Raw genomic sequence first — 25,582 nt, 5'->3', positions numbered from 1 at the left:
TCGCATGGCCGGTTGGCCCGGGCAGCTCAATCAGCACGATGTCGGAAGCGGTACCACGATCGGGGCACGGTCAGTCCGGGAGAGTGATCGGCGCGATGTCCGCGAAGCCGTCACCGGGCCCCGGATTCGCCGGATCGGTCTCACCGCCGAAATGGCGCAGCACGCCCCAAACGGCGTTGAGCGCGGTCTGGACCGCGCCCTCGGCCCAGCCCGCCGTCCACGAGATGTCGTCACCCGCCAGGAAGAGACCGCGGTAGCGCGCCGGGAGCTCGTCCTGGACGAAGTGCGTGAACAGCCGGTGCTGGTAGCGGTAGTGTCCCGGCAGGTTGGCCTTGAACGCGCCCATGAAGTGCGGTTCCGCCTCCCACGACACGGTCACCGGGTCGCCGATGATGTGCCGCCGGACGTCGACGCCGGGGTAGATCTCCCGCAGCGACTGCAGCATCACCTCGACGCGCTCGCTCACCGGCAGCGGCAGCCACTTCAGCGAGTCGTCGGCCCACGTGTAGGACAGGCAGATCACCGCGGGCTTCGCGGGGTCGTCGCCGAGCAGGTAGGTGCCGCGCGGCATCCGGTCGGTGAGCGTCATGCTCATCGTGTCGCGGCCGGTCGCCGGGTCGCGGTCCAGCCAGAACGGCCGGTCGACCGGCACGAACACCTTCGACGACGCCATGTAGTGCGTGCGCTCGATCGCCGTCCAGTGGTCGATCGGGAACAGCGCTTCGTCGCATTCGATCTGCGAGAGCAGCATCCAGCTCTGCGCGGTGAACACGGCGGCGGGGAACGTCTTGATGTGGCCGTCGACGTCGGTCACGGTGATGTTGCCGGGCGCGGTCCGGTGCAGTCGCGCGACGCCGGGGTGCGGCCGGCCGCCGTGCAGCGTGCTCAGGCTCGTCCCCGCCGGCCAAAAAGCGATTTCGTCCGGAGCGTGTTCCCACAGCCGCCGTGGCAGCTGCCCGCTGCCGCCGACGATGCTGCGGTGCTCGTCGTCGGCGCCCGTGTAGACCACGCGCAGGATCTCGAGGATGGAGTTCGGGAAGTCGGTGTCCCAGCCGCCCGTGCCGAAGCCGACCTGGCCGAAGATCTCGCGGTGGCGGAAGGAGGCGAACGCGGGGGAGCCGCAGAGGAAGCCGTAGAACGTCTGGTTGTCCAGCCGCGGGACGAGCTCGTTCCACAGCCGCTTGATCGTCTTCGCGTCACGGTCGCGGATCGCCGTCTGCATCTCGGCGAAACAGGCCTGCTCGGCGAGCGTCCGGTCCCAGGCCGCGGCCACCTCGCCGAAGACAGCGGGCAGCTCTTCCGGCGTCCGCGCGTAGTGGCTTTGCCCCTTCAGGTCCACGACGGTGCTCGGCGTCCCGGGCGCCAACGGGTTCGGAAACGGCGTGGTCTCGAGCCCGGCCTTGTCGATGTAGTGGTACAGCGCGGTCGACGCGGGCGGGAAGCGCATGGCGCCCATTTCGGCGACGACGTCGTCCGGGCAGCCGGGGAACCGCACCGTGCGCAGCCTGCCGCCGATCTCGGCGATCTCGTACACCACCGGCCGCAGGCCCAGCTTCATCAGCTCGTACGCGGCGACGATGCCGGAGAGGCCGCCGCCGATCACGGCGACCTCGGTGCCGTGCCGGCCGGCGGGCACCGAGCCCAGCCCGGCGGGGTGGGCGAGGTAGTCGTCGTAGGCGAACGGGAAGTCGGGGCCGAACATCGTGATCGGGCGGCCCGCCGGTTCGTCGTGGTGGATCGCGGTCGGGACGGCGGCGGTCATGCGGTGATTCCTCGGTACAGGTTGGGCCGTCGATCGGCCAGGTGGGTGTTTTCCGCCCGCGACGCGACGAGCGCGTCACGGGTGACGTCGGCGGCGATCACCCCGGGGCCGGCCCCGGCGCGGGCGAGCACCTCGCCGGTGGGCGCCACGACGCAGGACCGCCCGCAGTAGGTGAGTTCCCGCTCGGTGTCGCAGCGGTTGGCGTAGGCGACGAACAGCTGGCTTTCGTAGGCCCGCGCGGGCACGAGCGTGTCGGCGACCAGCTCGTACGGGCTCATCAGCGCGGTCGGCACGACCAGCAGCTCAGTGCCGGCGAGCGCGTGCGCGCGGACCAGCTCCGGGAATTCGACGTCGTAGCAGATCAGCAGGCCGATCCGGACGCCGCCGACGTCGGCCTGCACCACCGCCTCGTCGCCAGGGGTGAACCAGGCTTTGTCGAGGTCGCCGAACAGGTGCGTCTTGCGGTAGTTCGCCTGCCGCCGCCCGGCCGCGTCGACGAGCTGGACGCTGTTGTAGACGTGCCCGCCGTCGCTCTCCGGGTAGCCGTACGCCAGCGCGACGCCGGTTTCCTTCGCCAGCGCGGACAGCCGGGCGGCGGCGGCGCCGCCGGCCGGTTCGGCGAGTTCGTGCGTGCGTTCCCCGATGTGGTAGCCGGTGGTGATCATCTCGGCGGTGACGACCAGGTCGGCGCCGGACTCCCGGACCACGTCCGGGAGGTCCGCGAACGGCCCCTGGTGGACTGCGACCCTCATGCCAGCCTCGACTTCCGGACGCCGTAGCCGAAGTAGATCAGCAGGCCCACCGTCATCCAGGCGCCGAAGACCACCCAGGTGGCGCCGTCGAGGCTGAGCATCATGTACGCGCAGCACAGCACGCCCAGGATCGGCGTGACCGGCGAGAGCGGCACGCGGAACGAGCGCGGCCGGTCGGGCTGGCGCCGCCGCAGCAGCAGGACGGCGACGTTGACCAGCCCGAACGCGAACAGCGTCCCGATGCTGGTGGCGTCCGCGAGCTTCCCCAGGGAGATGAACGCGGCCAGAATGGCGACGAAGCCCGAGACCACGAGGGTGTTGATCCGCGGCGAGCCCGACTTGGCATCCACTTTGGACAGAGACGCCGGCACCAGGCCGTCGCGGGACATCGCGAACAGGATGCGGGTCTGTCCGTACAAAACGGTCAGCACGACGCTGGAGATCGCGACGATCGCGCCGACGGCGAGCAGCCCGGCCCAAAACGGGTTGTCCGACACGACGGCCAGCACGTGCGACAACGCCGCCTCCTGGCCGTCGAACTCCTGCCACGGCAGCGCGCCGACGGCGGCCACGGCGACCAGGCAGTACAGCACGGTGACGATGCCGAGGGAGAGCAGGATCGCGCGTGGCAGGTCGCGCTGCGGGTTCTTCGCCTCCTCGCCGGCGGTCGACGCCGCGTCGAACCCGATGTAGGAGAAGAACAGCTTGGCCCCGCCCGCGCTCATCCCGGCCAGCCCGAGCGGCAGGAACGGCGTGAAGTTGCGGGCCTTGACCGCGCTGAACGCGATCGCGCAGAACAACACCAGCGTGCCGATCTTGACCACGACCATGACCGCGTTGGCCCGCGCGCTCTCCTTCGCGCCGGAGAGCAGCAGGAGCATCGCGAGAACGACGACGAGGATGGCGGGCACGTTGACGACACCGCCCGAGCCCGGCGGCTGGCTCAGCGCGTCCGGGATCGCGAACCCGAAGGCCAGCCGCAGCAGCTCGTTGAGGTACTGGCCCCAGCCGACGGCCACCGACGCCACCGAGACGCCGTATTCGAGGACCAGGCACCAGCCACACACCCAGGCGACCAGCTCACCGAGCGTGGCGTAGGCGTAGGAGTACGAGGAGCCGGACAACGGGATCATGCCGGCGAGCTCGGCGTAGGACAGTGCCGAGAACAACGCGGTGATCCCGGCGAGCACGAACGAGAGCACGACCGCCGGGCCGGCCACCGGGACGGCTTCGCCGAGCACGACGAAGATCCCGCTGCCCAGCGTCGCGCCGATGCTCAGCATGGTGAGCTGCCCGAGACCGAGCGACCGCCTCAACGTGCCATGATCACCTTCGGCGACCAGATCGGCGACCGGTTTCCGCCGCACCGTCGCGGCTCGCAGATTCATGCCGACGACGGTATCGGCCGTCCTGGGCGCGCAAAACAGGAGAACGTTGCGCGCACAGATGAATCACAGGTGGTTCATTGCACAAGGGGATCGAATCGTGGCGAATCGTTCCACTCGTATCACCCGTGATGCCCCTCCAATCACGGGTGAGGCCTCCTCGATCACCGTTGATGCCCGGTTCGTCACACCGGACTGTCGGCGGGCAGCAGCAGCGTGAACGTCGGCGGGTCCGGCCGGCTCAGCCGCAGCCGCCCGCCTTCGGCTTCGGCGAGGCTGCGGGCCAGCGGCAGGCCGATCCCGTGGCCGGTGGGCGCGGTCGCGAACGGGTCGGTCTCGCCGAGGTCGGGGCCCTCGTCGGCGACGTCGATGGCGAGCGCGTCGCCGGCGTCCCGGGCCACCACCGTGACGGTGCCCTGCCCGTGCGTCGCCGCGTTGTCCAGCAGCACTCCGAGCACCTGCCGGACCGCCGCGGCCGCCGCATGCGCCGGCGGCGGGTCCTGCCGGATGATCCGGATCGCCCGCCCACGCGGTTCGAGCAGGGCATTGCCGGCCTGCCGTACCTCGTCGAGCAGGGCTTCGAGGTCGAGTGCGGCGCGCGGTGCCCGGCGTTCCCGTCCGAGCGTCAGGAGGTCCTCGATGGTGCGTTCCAGCCGGTCGGCGGACGCGATGCCGGCGCGGATCGCCGCGTACGGGTCCGCCGCCGGTGTCTCCAGAGCGGCTTCGAGCTGCAGGCGCAGCCCGGTCAGCGGCGTGCGCAGCTGGTGCGACGCCTCCGCCGAAAACGCGCGCTCCCGCTCCAGCGTCTCGCCGATCCGGGCGGCGGTGGCGTCCAGTGTCTCGCCGACCTGGTCGATCTCGGGAATGCCCGCACGCGGCGACCGGGCGGTGAAGTCGCCGTCGCCGAGCCGTTCGGCCGCGGCGGCGAGCTCCTCCAATGGCCGGACGAGCCGGGTGGTGAACCGGCGGGCCAGCAGCCAGCTCGCCCCGGTCGTCACGATCGCGAGCCCGGCCATGCCGAGCCAGGTCAGTATGATCCGCTGCCGCAGCTGAGACAGCGGCAGCGCGGCGCGGACTACGCCAGTCACCCGAGGGCCGTTGACCACCGGCACCGCCAGCGCTATTTCGTCGCCTTCGCGGCCGATGACGACGTCCACCGTGGCCTTTGCCGCCTGCCGCTCGACCGCGCCGCCGACGGCGGGCCCGCGCCCGGCGAGCAGGCGCCCGTCCGGGGCGTAGATCCCGACCTCGCCCTCGGCTTCGTCGTCGTCCTCGTCGAGCGCGGGCACGGTCGGCCGCCGCCCGGCAGTCAGGTCTTCCGACACGGCGAGGGCGGCGGCGTCCGCGGCTCGCTCCAGGTCGCCTTTCGCGTCGTCGTGGTAGTACTGCCACACCGCGATGCCCAGCGGCAGCGCGAACAGTACGGTGGCGACGAGTGCGGCCAGCACCGTCAGCGACGTGATCCGGCGGCGCACGGCTACCCTTCGGCCACGGACCGGGCCGGGTCCTCCAGCCGGTAGCCGTGCCCGCGCAGGGTGGCGATCCGCGGCACCTCGGCGTCGGGCCCGGCCGCCGACGCGAGCTTGCGGCGCACCGCCGCGATGTGCACGTCCAGCGTCTTCGTCGAGCCGTACCAGTGCGCGTCCCAGACCTCGGACATCAGCGTCTCGCGGCTGACGGCGACCCCGGGCTGTTCGGCGAGCCGGGCCAGCAGGTCGAACTCCTTGGCGCGCAGCACCACCTCGCGCCCGTGCAAGGTGGCGCGCCGGCCGGCGATGTCGACGATCAGCCCCCCGACGGTCACCGGCGGCCGGGCCCCGGCCGGTGCGCCGCGGCGCAGGTGCGCCCGCACCCGCGCCAGCAGCTCGCCCAGCCGGATCGGCTTGGTGAGGTAGTCGTCGGCCCCGGCGTCGAGGCCGACGACGACGTCCATCTCCTCCTGCCGCGCGGTGAGGATGACCAGCACCGCGGAGGGCGACGCGGCCCGCAGGCGGCGGCAGACCTCGACGCCGTCCAAGTCGGGCAGGCCGAGATCGAGCAGGATGAGGTCGAACTCGCCCGCTTCGGCAGCCTGCAGGGCGGTCCGCCCGTCGCGTCGCCAGCACACCTGGTAACCGTGCAGTCGCAGGGTCGATTCGAGCACGCTGCCGATAGCCGCGTCGTCTTCCACCACCAGCAGGTTCGGCATGCCGGGCAGCCTAACCAACGATGCGGCGGAAGCCGTGGCGTTGTGGTCTATTCCGCCCGGGTACCGAGGCCGATCCGCGATATCCGCCGCGAAGCGTGGACGACGGCCGCGCTTAACGCAGCGACTTCGGCGCTGCCGAACCGGCTGCTGGGACCCGTGATCGCCAGCGCCGCCAGCACCCGGCCGTCGCCGTCGCGCACCGGCGCGGCGACACTCGACGCGCCCGCCTCCGGCTCACCGTGGCAGACCGCGGCATCTTCGGCCTCGCCGGCCAGGACCTGCCCGGCGGCCCCGCACTCGAGCGGCAGCTCGTCACCCACGTGGCCCACGTGCCGGATGGCCTGCGGACCTTCCTCCTGGGCCACGCAGACCAGCACGCTGGTGCTGCGCACGTAGAGGTTCGCCGTCTCCCGGCACTCCCGCGCCAGGTCGCGCAGCACTTGCCGGACCGGCTCGGGCAGCTGCCACGCCGTGTTCGCCAGCTGCGCCCAGCGGAGCATCCCGGGCCCGACGGTGATCCGCCCGTCCGGGCGCGTCCAGAGCAGGCCGCGTTGTTCACAAGTGGCGACGAGCCGCAACAGCGTCGTCTTCGCCAGGCCGCTCGCCGCGGTGAGGTCCTTCACCGCCCAGGTCCGGGAGCGTTCCGTGAAGAGAGCGAGCAGGTCGAAGGTGCGCAGCACGCTGCGGACCGCTCCCTCGTCGTCCGCGTGCATCGAGCGACCCCCGTCCGCGTGATGGATCCAGCGTATCGGCGGACGGACGGCTCAGGCCACGTGTCGCTCGAACGCCGCAACGGTCTCGGCGAGCACTTCCGCGCCCGGCCGCGCCCACAGCCCGGCGTTGAACACCTCGACCTCGATCGGGCCCGTGTAGCCCGCGGCCTCGACGCAGGCACGCAGGTGGCGGTGGTCGATCGGGCCGTCGCCCGGCAGCGCGCGGCCCAGCAGCGGGTCGGGCAGCGGCACCAGCACGTCGCACACGTGGAACCCGGCGATCCGGCCGGCGGCCGCGGCGATCGACTCCTCGATCCGCGGGTCCCACCAGACGTGGAACTCGTCCACGATCACGCCGACCTGCTCGGCGGGGTGCTCCCGGGCGACCGCCAGTGCTTGATCCACAGTGGACAGCACCGAGCGGTCCGCGCACTGCATCGGGTGCAGCGGCTCCAGGCCGAGCCGTACCCCGCGCTCCCCGGCGTACGGCGCGAGCTCACCCACGGCGTCCGCGACCCGCTGCCGGGACGCGGCCAGGTCGTTGCCCGCGATCCCCCCGACGACCAGCACGAGGACGTCGGCGCCGAGCGCGGCGGCCTCGTCGATCGCCTCCCGGGTCTGGGCCACACCGTCCACAGGAGACCCCTCCGGCGTCACGCCGGTGAAGAACCCACCGCGGCACAACGACGAAACCCGCACACCGTGCTCCTTCAGCACCCGCGCGGCTTCGTCGACGCCGGTTTCGGCCACCTTGTCACGCCACAGCCCGATCCAGCCGACGCCCGCCGCCGCGCAGCCGGCCACCGCTTCGGGCAGCGACCAGGCCTTGGTGGTGATCTGGTTGAGGCTCAGCCTGGGGTCCATCACGCCACCCCCGCGGCCTGCAGCAGCGGCCGCATCCGGGCCACGGCCAGATCGGGGTCGGCGAGCACACCGGCCTCGTCGGCGAGCCGCAGCAGCGTCGCGAGGTGGGTGATCGTGCGCGCGGACTCCTGGCCGGCGATCATCCGGAAGTGCTCCTGGTGGCCGTTGAGGTAAGCGAGGAAGACGACGCCGGTCTTGTAGTGCCGGGTCGGCGCGCGGAAGATCTCGCGGGAGAGCGGCACGGTGGGGTCGAGCAGTGCGCCGAACCCGGCGCGGTCGCCTTCGTCGAGGCGAGCGAGCGCGGCCGCGGCGACCGGCGCGATGGGGTCGAAGATCCCGAGCAAGGCCTCACTGTGGCCTTCGCCGTCCCCGGCGATGAGTTCGGGATAGTTGAAGTCGTCGCCGGTGTAGCAGGCGACGCCGTCGGGAAGCGCCCGCCGGAATTCGGTCTCGATCTCGGCGTCCAGCACTGAGACCTTCACCCCGGCGATCGTGCCGGCGTGCTCGGCGCAGAGCGCGGCCAGTTCGCGAGCCGCGGCCCGCACGTCGCCGTGGCCCCAATAGCCGGCCAGCGCCGGGTCGAACTGCTCGCCCAGCCAGTGCAGCAGGACCGGCCCGCTCGCCTCGGAGAGCAGCTTCCCGTACGCCGCGTGGTAGTCGTCGGGGCCGGTCGCCGCCGCGGCCAGCGCCCGGCTGGCCATGACGACCGGGATCGCGCCCGCACGCGACACCAGGTCCAGCTGCTCGCGCCAGGCGTCCACAATGGAGGTGACAGTCGCCGGGCCGGCGGGCAGCTGGTCGGTGCCGACCCCGGCGCACCAGCGCCGCCCGGCGGCGACGGCACCGGTGCGCGTCACCAGCTCCTGCGTCGTCGCCCAGTCGAGGCCCATGCCGCGTTGCGCGGTGTCCATCGCCTCCGCGACGCCCAGCCCGCACGACCAGAGGTGCTCGCGGAAGGCCAGCGTCGTGTTCCAGTCCACGGCGTAGGGCTCGTCGGCCAGCGCGTCCGCGACGACGTGCGCGGCGGCGTAGACGATCCGCGACGCCGGTGGCGTCTTCGGTGGCTCCGGGAGCGGCGGCCCGGACGGCGACCAGTTCAGGAGCCCCCCGCCGGGAACCGGGAGCACGAGCATCGGGACCTCCGAGACGTCAGAAAGCGCTTTCTCAATCCACGGTAGGGCCTGTGCCGGAGCACGACAAGGCCCGTCCGGGTCAGCGCTTGGGGCGTGCGGTGCTTTCGCGCAGGACGACCTCGCCGGACAGCCGGACCGTCCGCGGCCGGGTGCCCGTGGACCCCTTGATCGCCATGTCCATCGCCCGTTCGCCCAGTTCCTCCAGCGGCAGCCGCACGGTGGTCAGGGCCGGGGCCAGGTCGCGGACCACCGGGATATCGTCGAAGCCGGCCACGGAGATGTCGCCGGGCACGGACACGCCTTCCTCCCGCAACGCCGTCAGCGCGCCGATCGCCATCACGTCGGTGACGGCGAAGAGACAGGTCGGCAGCTTGCGCTTGCGGCCGGCGAGTAGCCGCTTCGTGGCTTCGTACCCCCCGTCGCGGCTGAACGCGGCCTCGAAGACGTCGTCTTCGCGCAATTCGATCCCCTGCGCCGCGAGCTCATCGGAGAAGCCGGCCAGCCGGTCGATCACGGTGCTCAACCGCCGCGGCCCGGCCAGGACGGCGAACCGCTTGTGCCCGAGGCCGACCAGCGCCTTCGCCAGTTCCGCGGCACCACCCTTGTTGTCCGGCTGGACGGTGTCGATCTTGAGCCCGCGATGGCGGCTGACGGCCGCGACCTGACCGCCGCCGCGGCGGTAGGGCTCCAGTTCGGCGGCCATCGCCCGCTCCCACGCCCGGTCTTCGAACGCCGAGCCGATCAGCAGGATGGCCGCGGCCCGCTGCGCGCGCAGCGTCGATACGTAGGCGACTTCGCGATCCGGGTCGCGGAACGTGCCGGCCAGCATCACGAGCAGCCCGTTGTCGGTGGCCACCCGCATCACGCCACCGGCGATCGCGGCGAAGTACGGGTCGCTGACGTCGTGGCAGATCACGCCGACCGTGCGGTGGGTGCCGCCGGCGAGGGCCTGCGCATGGGCGTTCGGGGCGTAGGCCAGCTCGGCCGCGGCGGCGGAGACCCGCTCCCGCAGATCGGCGCGGACGGACGCGGTGCCGTTGAGCACCCGCGACGCCGTCGCGAGCGAGACGTTCGCGCTGCGTGCCACATCTTCCAGTGTCACGTGCGGCCGGGCCTTCATGGCTCCTCCAAGATCGGTCTCGGGCGTTCGCGTGTGCTCGGTCGGTGCAATCTACTGGGAGTCGAACGCGGACGGAGAAACCGCTACTCGGCGAACGTACCCCGATCGAGTGAAAAGCGGCCGGGGAAGATCCACGGCGGTGTGGGTGTTCCTGTCCAGGGGAACCGTCAAGTGGTGAGCTAGCCACACCAGAGGATCGCGAAAGGAACCACACATGCTGTTCGGTGACGAGCACGTCCGCCGCTACGAGGAGACCGACGGCGAGGTCGGCCACGACTGGCAGGAAGGCGTCCCGACCCTGGTGCTGACCACGAAGGGCCGCAAGACCGGGCAGGAGCGCAAGTTCGCCCTGATCTACCAGGAAGTCGACGGGAACCCGGTGATCGTGGCCTCGAAGGGCGGCGCGCCGAGCCACCCCGGCTGGTACTTCAACCTCGTCGAGCACCCCGAGGTCGGGGTCCAGATCAAGGCCGACAAGTTCAAGGCACGCGCCCGCACCAGCTCCGGTGAGGAGCGCGCCAAGCTGTGGGAGAAGCTCGCCGCGGTCTGGCCGGACTACAACGAGTACGCCAAGAAGACCGACCGCGAAATCCCCGTGGTGGTGCTCGAGCGCCTGTGACCTTCCCGCGGTGAACTTTTTGCTGTGATCTGCGCCGCGTTCGGCGCGCGCCGGGACCCGACCGGCCGGTCGTGGACTACGAATGACAGTCATGACCGACCGCTGGACCGCCCTGGACACCGAAGGTGAGCTGCTCACCCGACGCCAGATGATCGCCTACGGCCGGCGCTTCGCCCGCGCCGGCCGGGGCGCTTGGTACAGCCTCGCGATCGAGGTGGTCTGGCAGTTCCTCGTCCAGACGACCCGCTTCCGCGTGCGGGGCTCGCGGCACATCCCCCGGTCAGGCGGGGTGCTGGTGGCGTCGAACCACCTGTCGTTCGCCGACCCGACGACGCTGACAGCGTTCTGCCTCGCCGCCGGCCGCGTACCGCGCTACCTGGCGAAGGCCTCGCTCTGGAAGCTGCCCGTGGTCGGCGCGGTGATGCGCTCCGGGCGGCACATCCCGGTCTACCGTGGCGCGGCGACGGCTGCGGAGGCCTACCGCGACCTGGTCGCCGCCGTGCGGGCAGGCGAGTGCGTCGCGATCTTCCCGGAAGGCACGTTCTCGAACGACCCCGGTGGCTGGCCGATGCGCGGCAAGACCGGCGTGGTCCGGGCCGCGCTGGAGACCGGGGCCCCGGTGGTCCCGGTGGCCAACTGGGGAACCCACCACCTGCTGCCGGTCACGACGTGGCTGCCGCGCGGGGTGCCTCGAAAGACGGTGGACCTGGTCGCGGGGCCGCCGGTCGACCTTTCGGACCTCGTCGGCCGGGAGCTGACCCGCGCGGTGCTGGAAGAGGCGACGGCCCGGATCATGGCGGCGGTGACGTCGCTGCTGGCCTCGGTCCGCGGGGAGCAGCCGCCGATCGCCGCCTGAGCCGCCGGGCGGGTTCCGGAAGCGGAGGACATCTGCCGTCCGCGACCTTCCGGGGATGCTCACGAGCGATTCCGTACGGTGGCGACTGCGGCGGTGTGGACTACCAGGCGACGACGACCGCGGAATACGAGGCCGGCGGTCCGTACGGTCGGCCGCAGGCTGGGGATGGCCGTTGCCGCCCTGTGGCAGTGTCCGGCACCGAACTGCCCGTCGAACCCGCAGCGGTCGGGACTTCGCGGTGCCCGACTTGCGGACCCGCATGCTGGATGGCGGCCACGTCTTGCCCGAAGAGCGTGACGAGGAGGTGACCGCGACACTGCGCGGCCACCTCGGCGGTCGAGCGAGCACCGTCACTCCGCTCGGCGATGCGGAAAGGGGTAGTTTCGGCTCATGAGTGCACAACACTTTGATGTCGTCGTGCTGGGGGCCGGGGTGGGCGGCTACGTCGCGGCGATCCGCGCGTCCCAGCTGCGGCTCAGCGCCGCGGTTGTCGAGGAGAAGTACTGGGGTGGCGTCTGCCTGAACGTCGGGTGCATCCCGTCGAAGGCGCTGCTGCGCAACGCCGAACTGGCGCACGTGGTGACGCAGGAGGCGAAGGCGTTCGGCATCTCGTCCGACAGCCCGATCCGCGTCGACTACACGGCCGCCTACGAGCGGAGCCGGAAGGTCGCCGACGGGCGCGTCAAGGGCGTGCACTTCCTCATGAAGAAGAACAAGATCACCGAGTTCGACGGGCACGGCACCTTCGTCGACGACCACACCCTCGAGGTCAACGGCTCGCAGGTGACGTTCGACCACTGCATCATCGCGACGGGTGCGACCACGCGGCTGCTGCCCGGGACGTCGCGCAGCTCCCGCGTGGTGACCTACGAGGAGCAGATCCTTTCGAGCGAGCTGCCGTCGAGCATCGTCATTGCCGGCGCGGGCGCGATCGGCGTCGAGTTCGCGTATGTGCTTCACAACTACGGCGTCGACGTCACGATCGTCGAGTTCCTCGACCGGATGGTGCCGCTGGAGGACGCCGAGGTGTCGGCGGAGCTGGCGCGCCGGTACCGCAAGCTCGGCATCAAGGTGCTGACGTCGACCCGCGTCGAGTCGATCGACGACTCGGGCACGTCGGTGCGCGTCACTGTGTCTTCGGAGAAGAACGGTGAGCAGGTCCTCGAGGCGGACAAAGTCCTGCAGGCGATCGGCTTCCAACCGCGGGTGGAGGGCTACGGCCTGGAGAAGACGGGCGTCGCGCTCACTGATCGAGGAGCGATCGCCGTCGATGGCCGAGGCCGCACGAACGTCTCGCATATTTTCGCGATCGGCGACGTGACGGCGAAGCTGATGTTGGCGCACGCATCCGAGTCGATGGGTGTGGTGGCTGCGGAGACGATCGCGGGCGCGGACACGATGGAACTCGACTTCCCGATGATCCCGCGCGCGACGTACTGCCAGCCCCAGATCGCGAGCTTCGGCTGGACGGAGGAGCAGGCTCGTGAGAAGGGGTTCGACGTCCAGGTGGCGAAGTTCCCGTTCACGGCCAACGGCAAGGCCCAGGGCCTCGGCGACGCGGGTGGCTTCGTCAAGCTGATCAGCGACGCGAAATACGGCGAGCTGATCGGCGGCCACCTCATCGGGCCGGACGTCACGGAGCTGCTGCCGGAGCTGACGCTGGCCCAGCAGTGGGATCTGACGGTGCACGAAGTGGCGCGGAACGTCCATGCTCACCCGACACTGGGTGAAGCGGTGAAGGAAGCGATCCACGGTCTCGCGGGCCACATGATCAACATGTAGGGACGTCGAAGCGGAGCTCCGGCCGCTCCCAGCGGACCTTCGGAGGGTTCGGTGGGATCGTGCCGGTGCGCCGTGCGCCCATGCGGATGTAAAACGGCGACGCAGGCGGGTGGGAGACGACGCGGACGCTTTTGATCTCGCGTTCTCGGGCCTCGGCAAGCATGTGCGTTATCAGGCGCGCGCCGATGCCAAGCCCCTGCGCGTCGTCCGCGACGAAGAGGATGTCGAGTTCCGGCGGCTCTGTCAGCAGCGCGTAGAAGCCGAGGAGTTCGTCGCCCGTCATGGCGGTGAAGGTCGGGTTCCTTTCGATGTACTCGGGCGTGACCGCGTAGCCGTCCAAGATGGACGCGTATTCGCCTTGGTAGGCCGAAGAGGCATGCATCAGGGCGGTCAGGACGTCGGCCTGCGCTGGGTTGGCGCGGGAGATTTCGATCTTGTCCATGGCGCCGAGCCTACGGCGGAGTACCGACAGTTTCGGTTCGTTGCCGATCGAACGGCCGGGGCAGCGTCGCGATACGCCCAGTCAGAGTCATGAGACCAGGTCTAAGCCGCGTCGTTCTGGGGCGGGTGCGAGGTACGCGGGTGAGCACTGTTCTGTGGCGTGCGCGGAGCGTGCAACGGCGGTGCGGTCGAGCGGTGGATGAGGCCGGCCGGAGTGGTGATCGTCAGGGTGCCGTCCTCGGCCAGGGCGTAGTGCCACCCCGGTTCGTCCTTCAGGTGGTGGTCGCAGCTGCAGAACGCGGCCAGTGACGCTGTGCTTGTGGGGCCGCCGTGGTGCCAGTCGGTGACGTGGTCGATCTCGCACGCCTGCGCCGGGCGGGCGCAGCCGGGGCGGCGGCATTCGCGGTCGCGGACCCGGACGAACTCCGCCATGGCCGCTGTGGGGCGATAACGAGTACGGCCGAGGTCGTGGACCTGGCCAGTCAGGGGGTCGGTGATGATCCGGCGCAGAATCGTGTCCGGGCCGGCGAGGAGTTCGCGGGCGAGGGCTGCGGAAATGGTCCCGTGGCCAGCGAGTTCCGCCGGGTTCTCGTTCAGGCCCAGGTAGGTGGCCAGGTCCAGGTACAGAAATCCCTCCATGCGCGGGGGAGTGCCGCCGACTTCCGCGCTCAGCAGCAGGTCCAGTGCGACGTCGGCGCGCAGCTGGTCCAGTGTGCGGGGCTCGTCGCTCGTCTTCAGCGCCTTGGCCATCCCGTTGACCCGGGCATACGCCGCGGCGGCCTTCTCGGCCGGCGCGTGGTCGAGGGACAGCGTCGCCGTGCCCGAATCCTGATGGATCAATGTCAGGCAACGCGCCGCGCGCCGTTCGCGTGTTCGTCGTTCGGCGCCCTCCGGATCCGCCATCTTCGCCGCATACGTCGCTGCTTTCCGGACTTCCGTGGAATTCTTGCCCGCCAAGCGCAACGCGAGACTCGCATCGGCGCCCCGCGCAGCATCGTCGGTGAGCCATGCTGTCGCGTTGGTGACCTTCATCGCGCGCGCCAGATCGAGCCGGCCGCGTTCCATGAGCCCGAAGGTGTCGGGCAGGCGGCTGGTCAGTGCCTCGGCTGTCGCGATCATCGCGCCCGCGTGACGTGTCGTGACGGAGAGAGCGAGGGAGAGCTCCGCCTCGGTGCTGCGCGGATTCCCGCGTCTTCGGCTCAGTGTGGCCGCGGCGCGTACCTGGAGCGCTTCGAGCCGTGCGATTTCGGATGCGGCGGCCTGCATGACGCGGACGATGCCGTTGTCGGTCAGGTGCTCGATCTGCTTCGAACGAAGGCGGAACGCTCGGTCTTCGCGCCTGAGGTAGTGCACGATGGCCTTGCGGACTTCGTTGTCGGTGATGTTCTGGACAGGTGCTTCGGTTGTGGTCATGGTGGCGACGTTAGGGACAGGCACCGACAGAAAAGGGGGCTACGGCGGCAAAATTGGCCACTCGATCGGGTGAAGATCTGCGGTAGGGTCGAGTCATGGCTGACCTCGGGCGGCTCCGGAACATGTTGCAGCACAACGAAGTCCTCGTCGAAGTGCTCGATCGCGCAAGACAGCTCGAACTCCCGCGGTGGTATCTCACGGCGGGCTGCGTCGTGCAGACCGTGTGGAACGTGCTGACCGGGCGCGAGGCGACGCAGGGAATCAAGGACTACGACCTCTTCTACCACGATGCGCAAAACCTGGGCTGGGAAGCCGAAGACCGGGTGATCCGCATGGTCGGCGCCGCGTGCGAAGATCTCCCGGCCGAGGTGGAAGTGCGCAACGAAGCCCGAGTGCACCTCTGGTACGAAGGAAAGTTCGGCGTTCCCTGCCGTCCTTTCCTTACCACGGAGCAAGCCATCGACGCCTTCCCGGCGATCTGTTCGTGCGTCGGCGTCCGGATCGAACGCGACGGGAGCTGGCACTTCCACGCGCCACACGGTTGTGATGACCTCTTCGCGTTGGTCGTCCGGCCGAACCCGGTGCTCGCCCCGCGGGAAGTCTACGAACGCAAAGCAGCCCGATGGCAAAGCCAATGGCCCGAGCTGAAAGTGCGGCCGTGGGCTTGACCTCCAGTGAGCTGGAAGTTCCAGGATGGGGGTGGAGCAAGCGACAACCTGGAGGGAACCGATGAAAGCCGCTGCGTTCACCGAGTTCGGCGGGCCGGACGTACTCCGCGTTCTCGAGTTGCCGGAGCCGCATGCCGGACCAGGGCAGGTGCGGGTGCGGGTGAAGGCCGCCGGGGTACAGCCCTACGACGCCGCCGTTCGCGCCGGGTGGGAGCCGCCGGGTCTGAACCTGGGCTGGCCGCGGGTTCCCGGCAACGAATTCGCCGGCGTCGTCGACGAAGGCGGCGAGGACATCGAGGTAGGCACCGAAGTGCTGGGCTTCACCGCTGTGCAGGCCGCCGCCGAGTACGTCATCGTGCCCGCTACCGACGTGACGCCGAAGCCGCCCGAAATGCCTTGGGAGGTCGCCGGCGGATTCACGGCCGGCACGCAGACCGCGTCGATCGCGCTGGAAACGCTGCACCTGCAGGAAGGCGAGACGCTGCTCGTCCACGGCGCCGCCGGGTCGGTGGGCACCGCAGCGGTCCAGCTCGCGCAACTCCAGGGCGCCAAGGTGGTCGGCACCGCGAGCGAAGCGAACCAGGGCTACCTGCTGGAGCTGGGCGCGACCCCCGTTGTCTACGGCGAAGGACTGAAGGAGCGCATCGAGGCCGCCGCGCCACAGGGGATCGACGTCGTGCTTGACGGCGCGGGTGGTCCCGCACTTGACATCTCACTCGAACTGGTGAAGGACCGGCGCCGGATCCTCACTCTCGTCGATCACGACCGGGCTGCGGAGCTCGGCGTGCTGGTCTCGAAGTCCGGACGCTCCGCGGCGCGGCTCGCCGAATTGGCCGCGCTTTACGCCAAGGGTGACTTGCGGTTCCACGTGCGCCGCGTCTATCCGTACACCGAGGCAGCGGCCGCCCATCGGGAGGTCGAGACGGGACACGGCCGGGGAAAAATCGTTCTCACGTTTTCCTGACCGTTCCAGTATGTGGACCTGCGGGTGTTCCCGACTTTGGTCGGTGGACCGGTGAGCGGGCACTCCTTAGATTCTCCCCATTACGCCCGATCGGGTGTCATTCGGTCGAGCGGCCGAGTATTACAGGGAGACATCGATGGTGAGATTCAGCCGGGTCGCCGCGCACGCGGTTCCGCTGACGGTCGGCGCCCTGCTGCTGACGACGGGGGTCTCGGCGGCGCAGCCGTCCACCGTGGACGCGGCGACCGCGCGCACCGAGGCGGGTATCAGCGCGCTGCAGAGCATCAAGAAGAGCCTGAGCCCCGCGGAGCGCAAGCAATCGAGCCAGTTGGTCGTCGAGAAGCGGTTGCGGGCCGACCGGTCCCTCGCCGCGAAGCTGCCCGACTACCGCTCCGGCGTCGGTGTCAGCGCCGCCGGCACCGTCGCCGTCGACATCGCCGCTCACGGCAAGGCCGTCGCGAGCGCCGTCCGGGCGGCGGGCGGCATCGTCCGCTACACCTCGGCGGACGGGGCCGTCCGCGCCGACCTGGCGCTGTCCGCGCTGGACGCGATCGCCGGCCGGGCCGACGTCGCCGAGGTGAAGCCCGCGGCCCAGGCCACGACCTGGAGCGAGCCGGGCAACCGGGACCTGCGCCAGGCCCTCGCCACGCAGGCCGCGGCCGCGACCCAGGTCTCCGAAGGCGACAAGGCGCACGGCGCCGACACCGCCCGCACGACGTATGGCGTCAGCGGCTCCGGCGTGAAGGTCTGCGTGCTTTCCGACGGCGTCGACTCGCTGGCGAAATCCCAGGGCGCCGGCGAACTGCCCGCGGTCGACGTCCTGTCCGGCCAGAAGGGCAGTGGCGACGAGGGCACCGCGATGCTCGAGATCATCCACGACCTCGCGCCGAACGCGACGCTCGGCTTCGCGACGGCGTTCACCAGCGAGGCCAGTTTCGCCGCGAACATCCGCGCGCTGCGCAGCACCGGCAAATGCCAGATCATCGTCGACGACGTCTCCTACTTCGACGAATCGCCGTTCCAGGACACCCAGGTCGCGCAGGCGGTCAACGACGTCACCGCGGCAGGCGCGCTGTACTTCTCTTCGGCCGGCAACTCGGGCAACGCGACCGACGGCACCAGCGGCTACTACGAAGGCGACTTCCGCGCCTCCTCGACGAAGATCAGCGGTGTCACCGGAACCCCGCACGACTTCGACCCGAGCAGCACCACGCAGAACTTCGACGCGCTCTCGGCGGGCTCGCTCGGCAAGCCGGTGACGCTGTTCTGGTCCGACCCGTGGGGCAAGTCCGCCAACGACTACGACCTGTTCATCCTGAACTCCTCGGGCAGCGTCGTGGCCTCCAGCGAGAACGGCCAGTCCGGCGCGCAGAACCCGTACGAGATCGCGAATGTGCCCACCACCGGCTCCGGCTACAAGGTCGCGGTGGTCAAGTACAGCGGCGCCGACCGGTTCATCGCCTTGAACGTCATTCGCGGCCGGTTCGTGGCCTCGGGTTCGCTCAAGGCGTTCAGCACCAACGGCGTCACGAACGGCCACTCGGCCGCGGCGAACGCGTTCAGCGTCGCGGCGGCTCCGGCGGCGGCCGCGTTCAGCCGTCCGCTGGAGACCGGTGACCCGGCGAACCCGGCCGGCCCGTACCCCGGCCTGTTCACCGCGTCGAGCAAGTGGGAGCGGTTCTCCTCCGACGGCAAGCGGCGCCTGTTCTACAACGCCGACGGCACCGCGATCACCCCCGGCAACGTGTCCTCGACCGGCGGCACGGTTCGCAACAAGCCGGACATCACCGCGGCCGACGGCGTCGCGACCTCGGTGACCGGCTTCCAGCCGTTCTTCGGGACGTCGGCGGCGGCCCCGCACGCGGCGGCGATCGCGGCGCTGCTGCTTTCGGGCCGGCCGACGGCGACCCCGGCCCAGATCCGCACGGCCTTGGTGTCTTCGTCGATCGACCTGGGCACCCCCGGGTTCGACACGGTGACCGGTAACGGCGTGATCATGGCGGGCCCGGCGCTGGCCGCGCTGGGTGTGCAGCCGAAGTAAGTCTCCCGTCCGAAACGGGGGTCCGGTTCGCCGGGCCCCCGTTTCGTCATTGTGGTCCGCTGATCAGCAGGTGGAAGCCGAGGCCGCTGTGGCTGAACTGCTCGTGCCGGGTCACCGGGAGGCCCGCGGTGCCCAGCGCGGTCTTCACCTCGTCCACGGGACGGATGCGGAAGCCGTTGCCGGTCAGCATCTTCGACCGGCCCATCAGGTCCGGATCGCCGATGCCCAGCACGAACCGGCCGCCGGGTGCGAGCACGCGGGCGACCTCCGAGAAGGCGGCTCCGAGATCGTCGACGAAGTAGATCGTGTTCGTCGAGACGATCGCCTCGACCGCATCGTCGTCGAGCGTCAACGCCGTCATCGAGCCTTCGTGCAGGCGCAGCCGGCCCGCGGCGATCTCGTCGCCGAACCCGCTGAGTGCCCGGGCGAGCATGGCCGCCGAGATGTCCACGCCGTGGACCGCGGCCGCCTGGCGAAGCATCAGCTCAAGCCCCAGCCCGCCGCCGAAACCGATGTCCAATGCCGTTTCGGTACCGGACAGCTCCAGCGCCGCGACCGCCTTCACGACCGCCGCCCGGTTCCGGCGGTTGAGCATCGCGCCGACGACGCGGCCCCGCAGGCCGCTAGGGTGGCCGAGTTGCCGGGCCAGCCCGGCTTGGAAACTTTCGCGAAGCCCCATGACGGCAGTCTGGCACCGAGGAGGCGCAGTGGCGAAGACCGCGGTGGTCACCGGAGCGGGATCGGGGATCGGCCGGGCCGTGGCGCGAGCCCTGCTCGACGACGGCTACCAAGTCGCCTTGGCCGGACGCCGCGCCGAGGCGCTGGCCGAGACCGCAGCCGGGGCCGAGGGTGCGCTGGTGGTTCCCACCGACGTCTCCGACGAAGACTCCGTCGGCGCGCTCTTCGAGGCCGTCCGTGCGAACTGGGGAGGGCTTGACCTGCTGGTCAACAACGCCGGGATCTCCGCGGGCGGGACCGTCGCCGACTTGTCCGTCGAGGACTGGAAACGCACCGTCGACGTCAATCTGACCGGGATGTTCCTCTGCGCCCGGCAGGCCGTGCGGCTCATGAAGGACCAGGACCCGCGCGGCGGCCGGATCGTCAACAACGGCTCGATCTCCGCGCACGTGCCACGGCCGGCGAGCGTCGCCTACACCGCGACGAAGCACGCTGTCACCGGGCTGACGCGGTCGATCTCGCTGGACGGCCGGGCCTGGAACGTCGCCTGCGGGCAGATCGACATCGGCAACGCCGCCACCGAGATGACCGAACGGATGGCCGCCGGCATCCCACAGGCCGACGGCCGGGTCGTCGCCGAGCCGACGTTCGACGTGCGGCACGCGGCCGACGCCGTGCTCTACATGGCCGGGCTGCCGCTCGACGCCAACGTCCAGTTCCTCACCATCACCGCGACGACCATGCCGTTCATCGGCCGCGGCTAGGGGATCACCCGCGCCTTGCGGAACTCGTCGAACAGCCGGAAGAACATCTGCTCGGTCTCGACATAGGTGTGAAAACCCGCCCGTCGTGACTTCGACGTGTCGGCGAACATGTCGTAGTCCCAGCCGAACACGAAATCGCCGAACGCCCACGATGCCGACACGTCGGCATAGGACGCCGAAAGACCGTATTTCGAAGCCATCGATGTCCAGAGCGGTCCTTTGTCGGCCATGACTTCGGCCAGGGACATCCGCAGCGGCGGCGCGGCCTCGAGGCCGAAGTACGCCGCCAGTTTCGGCCAGAGCTCGCTCCAGCGGAACAGGTCGCCGTTCGCGATGTTGAACGCGCCCCGGTGCCCGGTCGCCCACACCGTCGCCTCGGCCAGGAGCCCCGAGTCGGTCACCTCCAGCAGGCTGCCGTACGCGCCGGGTTTGCCGGGGAACCGCAGTGGCAGCCCGAGTTCCTTCGAGATCGACGCGTACACCGCGATCACCAGCGCGAGGTTCATCGGGTTGCCCAGCGCGGTCCCGCCGACCACCGACGGCCGGATCGCCGACCACGTCCACGACCCCTGCCGCCGTTCCAGGAACGCCTGCTGATCGACGTTGAACTCGGGCGGCATGTGCCCCGCGTCGGTCTCGCGGGCCGGGGTCTTGAACGGGCCGAGGTGCGCGCCGTAGACCTTGTAGCCCTGCATCAGGCTGACGTGCTCCAGCCCGGGTGCTGCCGCTTCGACCGCGTCGACGAGGTTGGTCAGCATCGCCAGGTTCGGCGGGACGAGTTCCGCCCACGTCGGTTTGTCCTGGTAGGCGGCGTAGAACACGTGGGTCGTGCCGGGCAGGGAGCCGGCTTTCGCGCGGGTGTCGGCGGGGTCGAGCAGGTCGACGGCCACCGTTCCCGGTCCGCCGCGGCGGGAAGGCCGACGACGTCCCAGCCACGGTCCGCTCGCAGGTGCTCGACCAGGTTCTTGCCGATGATTCCGTGGGCCCCGGCGACCAGGGCGATCTTGCGCCTCATGACCTCAAGGCTGCTCATGCGGCTGTGATGAGTCCAAGGCTTACTTGTCACCAAGTCGATAAGCTGAGTTCATGGCAAGTCTGCGGCAGCTCGAATACCTGGTCACGGTGGTCGACACCGGGTCGTTCACCCGCGCCGCCGAACAGCTGCACGTGACGCAGCCGGCGCTGTCACACCAGATGCGGGCGCTGGAGCGCAGCCTCGGCGGGCCGCTGCTGGACCGGCTGCCCCGGGCCGTCCGGCTCACCCCGATGGGCCGGGCGATGCTGCCGCACGCGCGGGCCGCGCTGGCCGACGCCGAACGCGCGCGCTGCGCGGCCCGGCTCGCGTCCGGGGCGACGGCGGGCGAGCTGCAGGTGGCGACGGTGTACTCGCTGACCCTCGGCGTGCTGCCGCCCGCGCTGCGCGTGTGGCGGCGTGACCGGCCGGAGGTCGATGTCCGGCTCGTCGAATTCCGGCACGCCGACGAGTTGCGGGAGGCGATGACCGCGGGAGAAGCCGATGTCGCGCTCGGTCCGCGGCCCACCGGCTGGGAGGGGCCGGTGCGGGAACTGGGGGTCGAGGACTTCGTCGTCGTGCTGCCCGCTGACGGTGCTTCGGAGGACGACTCCACCGGCGTGGTCGACCTGAGCACGCTCGCCGATTGCGCGTGGGTGCACTACGCCCCGGGCAACGGCCTTGCGGAACTCGTGGACGAGACGTGCGCCGCGGCGGGGTTCCGGCCGCGTGCGGCGGTCCGCACCGAGCAGACGGCCGCGGCGCCGATCCTCGCCGCGGCGGGTCTCGGTCCGGCGCTCGTCCCGGCGAACGTCCTGCCGGCGGGGTTCGGCGGCCGCGTCCTGCGCCCGGTCGTGCCGGTCCGCCGGACGCTGGTGGCCTACACGCGCGCCGAGCCCGACCCGCTGACCAAGGCGTTCATCGAAACCCTCGTCGAGCACGCCACCGTCTAGAGGCGATCAAGCCACGGATGCCGCCCGTAAGTGGTTTCGAGAGCCTTCGCCAGCCAGCGCCGTTGACTGTCGTCGAGGACCGGGAGGGCCGCGGCGAAGTCTTGCTCGTCTTTGGGCCGGGTTCCCCAGGCTTTGGCGAGCAACTGCACCTCGAGAGCCAGGTAGGGGACACCTTCCGGCGAGACCGCGCCCAGGTCGGCGATGGCGCGCCGCACGGCGCCGTTCCGGCGCGCGACCCACTCGTCGCCTTGCGCCTCGTCGAGCATGACCTGGATTCGCCACGGCGCAGTCACCGACGGGCGGCACCACACATCGTCGATGCCGATCGGCAGGATTTCGCCGCGCTGCCAGGGGCGCAACGTGCCGGGTGGATCGGCCGCCCACCAATCCCACGATGACAGCGCCTCCTGGACCGCCGACTGATCACGCCGGAGCAGGAGGACGTCGACATCGCCGTGCTCGCGGAACGCGTGGCCCACGGCCAGTTCGATCGCGTGGCCACCCGCGATCCACCACGGCGCCTGCACCCGCGAGAACAATGCGGTCACCTCGGACAGGGGGGCGGGATCCCAGGTCATGACACCCCGATTCCGGACAGCACCGGGCCGGCGAAGGGCGTCGTCGTGACATCGTGGACGCGCGGTGACCAGACGGCGTGGCCGTGTCCCGACCAGAGCGGGGCCACCGGCAGGTCGCGCAGCAGCTGGTTTTCCGCCAGCCGGTACAGCTCGCCCGCCTCGTCCGCGGTCGCCGCGGCATCGGCGAGGGCGAGGTTCTGGCGGAAGACGTCGTCGGTGTATCCCGACTCCGAAGCCAGCTCCGACAGCAGCTCGTACGGGCTCGCCGTGGCGAGCTTGACGTCGAGCGTGACCGGCCCGTCCAGCGGCCCGATGCTGGGTTTCGCCTGCGCGGTCACGGATACGTCCAGGGCCTTGTGCAGGCCGACCACGAGCGTCCGCGTCCACGCCTCGGCGCCGGGTCCGAAGTAGACGGTCGCGCCGCCGGGAAAGGCCGCCTGGCGCAGCAGGGCCTTGCCGGCCGCCGCGTCGAAGCTGCACGGGCGGCAGGTGCCGGACCGCTCGCCGGGCGCGTCCGCCGGTGGCAGCAACGCCTTGGCCGGGTCGACTTGGTGCGCGAGCGGGCCGGCTTCAAGCGCCGCGCGGTCGACGCCGAGCGCGAAGCCGTGGCGGACGGTCGCATCCGCGAACTGCGGGTTCGTCACCGGGAACGCCAGATAGCCGGCTCGCGGCAACGGCCAGGTCGCGTGGCGGTCGCCGAAGTCGCCGTGCATGGCTTCGTGCTTTTCGCCGGGGACCTCCGTCGCGAGGTCGAGCGTGGCCGCCTTCACCGCGTCGTACTGGGCCGCCGGCTCGCCCACCCGCAGTTCGATCTCCGCGGCCTTGCCCTGGCCGGTTCGCTTGAGGTTGCCGCCGGAGCCGGGCTTCCACGGTCCTTCGAGGCGGTAGGGACCGTTGCCGACGGGGCTCTTCGCGAAGCTGTCCCAGTCGCGGGAAGCGAGCACCGACGCGGGCAGCGGTACCAGGCCCGGCGCCGAGAGCAGCGCCGGCACCTGGCCGGACGGCCGGTCGAGCGTCAGTGCGATCGTGTCCGGGGCCGGCGCCGTGATTTCGCGGGCACGCAGCAGTTTCGTGAGTACCGGCGAGGACACCCACCGGGAGTCCGCGATCACCTTCCAGGTGTCCACGTAGGACTGTGCGGTGACCGGGGTGCCGTCGTGGAACAGGCGGGCCGCAGCTTGACCGTCCAGTGCACCCGGTCGGCGCTCGTGATCGACTCGGCGGCCCGCGGTGTCACCTTCCCGGATGCCGCGTCGTAGTCGGCGAGCGGGGTCCACAGGGCGCCGGTCACCAGCCGGCCCGCCTGGTCGGCGAGGTCGGCGGGCAGCAGCGTCGCGGGCTCCCGGATGCCGACGGACAGCACACCGGGGCGGGCCGGATCAGGGTCGGAGCAGCCCGTGACGGCGAGAGCCAGGACGGCGAGCAGGGCGAGCAGGCGCATGCGCCAGTCCTACCAGTCGGATGGCAACGAAAGACGGTTGTGTCCGGTTGATCTCCGTCGTACCGTCGATTGGTCACGCTCGTAGCGTTCTGGGAGGTTCCGCGTGCGCACCTGGTTGCGGTCGTGCTTCGCCGCCGTCACCGTCAGCGCCACGCTGGTCGCGACCGGATTGCCGGCCGCCGCCTGTGGCGAGGACGACAAGCCCGCGACCCCGGCCGCCCGCACCGCGGGTGACCCCGGCGCGATCAAGAACGTCAAAGCCGTCGGCAATCTGCCCGACGCCGCCGGCGCCATCTCGATCAACTTCCTCGACTACGGCCGCCGCGACGTGATGGTCGTGTCCGGCGAGTTCGGGCTGAAGGTGTACGACCTGACGAGGAACCCGGCGGCGCCGAAGCTGGTCGGGCAGGTGAGCCTGCCGGGGCTGTGGGAGACCGAGGACACCGAGGTCGACCCGGTCCGCAAGCTCGTGTTCCTCTCGCGGGACCCGCGCGCGTTCGGGGGCACCACCCACACCGGCGAGTCCGGTATCTACGTCGTCGACGTCGCCAAACCCGAAGCCCCGGCGATCCTGAGCTACACCAAGGTGCCCGCCGGCCACACCACCAGCTGCGTCGACGGGTGCCGCTACCTGTGGACGGGCGGCCCGGCGAAGGCCGACGACCAGCCTGCCGACTGGGGCGGGCGGCCGATCTGGGTCACCGACGTGCGCGACCCGAAGCACCCGAAGGTGAACCCGCAGCCGATCGAGCTGGCCCGCAACGACGGCAAGACCGACTACGTGCACGACGTGCAGGTGGACGGCAACGGCGTGGCCTGGGTGTCCGGACGCGGCGGCGTGCGCGGCTACTGGACGAACGGCGTGCACCGCGACCCGCTGACGGGCAAGATCCGCCGTGCGACCGCGCATGAACCGGTGCCCTACGCCGGTGGCGGCATCTCCGAGACCGCGGCGCCGTCGCGGTTCATGCACAACAGCTTCCACCCGGCCGGCCACCGCGTCGGAGACGGCGCCTGGCGCAACCGGGACCTCATCTACGCGACGGAGGAGAACTTCGTCGACGGCTGCGCGGGCGACGGCGTCCTGACGATCTCGTCGCTCGAAGGCTCGTACAACGGCGAAGGCTGGCGCTCGACGCCGGACAAGCCGTTCCGGCTCCGCAGCGTCGGCACCTGGAGCGTCAACGGCCAGGAAGGCAGCGACCCGGCCTCCGACGACTGTTCTGCGCACTACTTCGACGTCCGCGGCACCATCCTGGTGCAGTCGTTCTACGCGCAGGGCACACGGTTCCTGGACGTCAGCGACCCGACGAACCCGCGGCAGATCGCGTACTACCGCCCCGGTGACGCGAGCGCGTGGGCGCCGTACTGGCACGGCAAGTACGTCTACGTCGCCGACAACGCCCGCGGTGTGGACATCCTGCAGCTGACGAAGTAACCAAGTCCGTGAATGGC

At 70.7% G+C, this 25,582-nt stretch carries 22 protein-coding genes and 2 pseudogenes; 9 read left to right on the top strand and 15 right to left on the bottom strand.

The features are described from left to right. Positions 1 to 70: 70 nt before the first annotated feature. From CF165_RS33065 to CF165_RS33025, 9 genes are all read right to left on the bottom strand, one after another. On the bottom strand, positions 71 to 1,762 hold the full coding sequence (locus CF165_RS33065) for a flavin monoamine oxidase family protein (RefSeq protein WP_093951516.1): 1,692 nt from the start codon (positions 1,760 to 1,762) through the stop codon (positions 71 to 73). Further along, positions 1,759 to 2,514 (bottom strand): carbon-nitrogen hydrolase family protein, encoded by a 756-nt coding sequence (locus tag CF165_RS33060; protein WP_093951515.1) that lies wholly within the window; start codon positions 2,512 to 2,514, stop codon positions 1,759 to 1,761. The genes CF165_RS33065 and CF165_RS33060 overlap by 4 nt, the downstream gene beginning before the upstream one ends. Next, complete coding sequence (locus CF165_RS33055) at positions 2,511 to 3,902, bottom strand: amino acid permease (protein WP_093951514.1); 1,392 nt, start codon at positions 3,900 to 3,902, stop codon at positions 2,511 to 2,513. The genes CF165_RS33060 and CF165_RS33055 overlap by 4 nt, the downstream gene beginning before the upstream one ends. A gap of 182 nt (positions 3,903 to 4,084) precedes the next feature. Next, positions 4,085 to 5,374, bottom strand: coding sequence for a sensor histidine kinase (locus CF165_RS33050; protein ID WP_093951513.1), 1,290 nt, complete (start codon positions 5,372 to 5,374; stop codon positions 4,085 to 4,087). A gap of 2 nt (positions 5,375 to 5,376) precedes the next feature. Next, on the bottom strand, positions 5,377 to 6,087 hold the full coding sequence (locus CF165_RS33045; protein ID WP_093951512.1) for a response regulator transcription factor: 711 nt from the start codon (positions 6,085 to 6,087) through the stop codon (positions 5,377 to 5,379). Between the two features lie 47 nt (positions 6,088 to 6,134). Next, entirely contained in the window at positions 6,135 to 6,800 is a 666-nt protein-coding gene (locus tag CF165_RS33040) for an IclR family transcriptional regulator (RefSeq protein ID WP_093951511.1), read from the bottom strand. A 51-nt stretch (positions 6,801 to 6,851) separates the two neighbouring features. Beyond that, positions 6,852 to 7,664, bottom strand: a complete 813-nt coding sequence (locus CF165_RS33035; RefSeq protein WP_093951510.1) for a sugar phosphate isomerase/epimerase family protein — start codon at positions 7,662 to 7,664, stop codon at positions 6,852 to 6,854. Continuing rightward, positions 7,664 to 8,797 carry a DUF993 family protein gene (locus CF165_RS33030; RefSeq protein WP_093951509.1) on the bottom strand — a complete coding sequence of 378 codons (1,134 nt, stop codon included), beginning with the start codon at positions 8,795 to 8,797 and terminating at the stop codon, positions 7,664 to 7,666. The genes CF165_RS33035 and CF165_RS33030 overlap by 1 nt, the downstream gene beginning before the upstream one ends. 79 nt (positions 8,798 to 8,876) lie before the next feature. Continuing rightward, positions 8,877 to 9,917: a LacI family DNA-binding transcriptional regulator gene (locus tag CF165_RS33025; protein WP_093951508.1), complete on the bottom strand. Its 1,041-nt coding sequence runs from the start codon at positions 9,915 to 9,917 to the stop codon at positions 8,877 to 8,879. 214 nt (positions 9,918 to 10,131) lie between these two features. On the opposite strand from CF165_RS33025, the gene CF165_RS33020 reads away from it, so the two are divergent. The 3 genes from CF165_RS33020 (at position 10,132) to lpdA (ending at position 13,174) form a co-directional block, all read left to right on the top strand. After that, complete coding sequence (locus CF165_RS33020) at positions 10,132 to 10,536, top strand: nitroreductase family deazaflavin-dependent oxidoreductase (protein ID WP_093951507.1); 405 nt, start codon at positions 10,132 to 10,134, stop codon at positions 10,534 to 10,536. Between the two features lie 91 nt (positions 10,537 to 10,627). Further along, positions 10,628 to 11,392 carry a lysophospholipid acyltransferase family protein gene (locus CF165_RS33015; protein ID WP_093951506.1) on the top strand — a complete coding sequence of 255 codons (765 nt, stop codon included), beginning with the start codon at positions 10,628 to 10,630 and terminating at the stop codon, positions 11,390 to 11,392. A 390-nt stretch (positions 11,393 to 11,782) separates the two neighbouring features. Beyond that, positions 11,783 to 13,174 (top strand): dihydrolipoyl dehydrogenase, encoded by a 1,392-nt coding sequence (lpdA, locus tag CF165_RS33010; protein ID WP_093951505.1) that lies wholly within the window; start codon positions 11,783 to 11,785, stop codon positions 13,172 to 13,174. On the opposite strand, the gene CF165_RS33005 is transcribed toward lpdA, so the two are convergent. Then, positions 13,164 to 13,616 (bottom strand): GNAT family N-acetyltransferase, encoded by a 453-nt coding sequence (locus tag CF165_RS33005; protein ID WP_093951504.1) that lies wholly within the window; start codon positions 13,614 to 13,616, stop codon positions 13,164 to 13,166. The two genes, lpdA and CF165_RS33005, sit on opposite strands and share 11 nt — an antisense overlap. Positions 13,617 to 13,717: 101 nt before the next feature. Further along, complete coding sequence (locus CF165_RS33000; RefSeq protein ID WP_093951503.1) at positions 13,718 to 15,028, bottom strand: HNH endonuclease signature motif containing protein; 1,311 nt, start codon at positions 15,026 to 15,028, stop codon at positions 13,718 to 13,720. Positions 15,029 to 15,123: 95 nt separating this feature from the next. On the opposite strand from CF165_RS33000, the gene CF165_RS32995 reads away from it, so the two are divergent. The 3 genes from CF165_RS32995 to CF165_RS32985 all read left to right on the top strand — a co-directional run bounded on the left by CF165_RS32995 (position 15,124) and on the right by CF165_RS32985 (position 18,701). Continuing rightward, positions 15,124 to 15,696: a nucleotidyltransferase family protein gene (locus CF165_RS32995; RefSeq protein ID WP_093951502.1), complete on the top strand. Its 573-nt coding sequence runs from the start codon at positions 15,124 to 15,126 to the stop codon at positions 15,694 to 15,696. Between the two features lie 61 nt (positions 15,697 to 15,757). After that, positions 15,758 to 16,660, top strand: coding sequence for an NADP-dependent oxidoreductase (locus tag CF165_RS32990; RefSeq protein WP_093951501.1), 903 nt, complete (start codon positions 15,758 to 15,760; stop codon positions 16,658 to 16,660). A gap of 136 nt (positions 16,661 to 16,796) precedes the next feature. Then, positions 16,797 to 18,701: a S8 family peptidase gene (locus tag CF165_RS32985; protein ID WP_093951500.1), complete on the top strand. Its 1,905-nt coding sequence runs from the start codon at positions 16,797 to 16,799 to the stop codon at positions 18,699 to 18,701. Positions 18,702 to 18,747: 46 nt separating this feature from the next. On the opposite strand, the gene CF165_RS32980 is transcribed toward CF165_RS32985, so the two are convergent. After that, positions 18,748 to 19,380 carry a class I SAM-dependent methyltransferase gene (locus CF165_RS32980; RefSeq protein WP_240521912.1) on the bottom strand — a complete coding sequence of 211 codons (633 nt, stop codon included), beginning with the start codon at positions 19,378 to 19,380 and terminating at the stop codon, positions 18,748 to 18,750. On the opposite strand from CF165_RS32980, the gene CF165_RS32975 reads away from it, so the two are divergent. Then, a complete protein-coding gene (locus CF165_RS32975) occupies positions 19,379 to 20,143 on the top strand; it encodes an SDR family oxidoreductase (protein ID WP_205661037.1) in 765 nt (254 codons plus the stop codon). The two genes, CF165_RS32980 and CF165_RS32975, sit on opposite strands and share 2 nt — an antisense overlap. Here the strand turns inward: CF165_RS32975 and CF165_RS32970 are convergent. Next, positions 20,140 to 21,158 (bottom strand): annotated as a pseudogene (locus tag CF165_RS32970) (SDR family oxidoreductase). The gene CF165_RS32975 and the pseudogene CF165_RS32970 sit on opposite strands and share 4 nt — an antisense overlap. Before the next feature lie 71 nt (positions 21,159 to 21,229). Between CF165_RS32970 and CF165_RS32965 the strand changes: the two are divergent. Continuing rightward, positions 21,230 to 22,108, top strand: coding sequence for a LysR family transcriptional regulator (locus CF165_RS32965; RefSeq protein ID WP_093951497.1), 879 nt, complete (start codon positions 21,230 to 21,232; stop codon positions 22,106 to 22,108). Here the strand turns inward: CF165_RS32965 and CF165_RS32960 are convergent. Together CF165_RS32960 and CF165_RS32955 are read right to left on the bottom strand one after the other, a co-directional pair. Next, complete coding sequence (locus tag CF165_RS32960) at positions 22,105 to 22,686, bottom strand: nucleotidyltransferase domain-containing protein (protein WP_093951496.1); 582 nt, start codon at positions 22,684 to 22,686, stop codon at positions 22,105 to 22,107. The two genes, CF165_RS32965 and CF165_RS32960, sit on opposite strands and share 4 nt — an antisense overlap. Further along, positions 22,683 to 24,127 (bottom strand): annotated as a pseudogene (locus tag CF165_RS32955) (peptide ABC transporter substrate-binding protein). Before CF165_RS32955 ends, CF165_RS32960 begins: the two are co-directional and overlap by 4 nt. Before the next feature lie 103 nt (positions 24,128 to 24,230). Between CF165_RS32955 and CF165_RS32950 the strand changes: the two are divergent. Next, on the top strand, positions 24,231 to 25,565 hold the full coding sequence (locus tag CF165_RS32950) for an LVIVD repeat-containing protein (RefSeq protein WP_093951495.1): 1,335 nt from the start codon (positions 24,231 to 24,233) through the stop codon (positions 25,563 to 25,565). The last annotated feature ends 17 nt before the right edge of the window (positions 25,566 to 25,582 follow it).

The organism is Amycolatopsis vastitatis (assembly GCF_002234595.1).
In the GTDB taxonomy this organism is placed as follows: domain Bacteria; phylum Actinomycetota; class Actinomycetes; order Mycobacteriales; family Pseudonocardiaceae; genus Amycolatopsis; species Amycolatopsis vastitatis.
The sequence above is the reverse complement of the archived record's forward strand: the minus strand, read 5'-3'. Positions and strand labels throughout refer to the sequence as shown.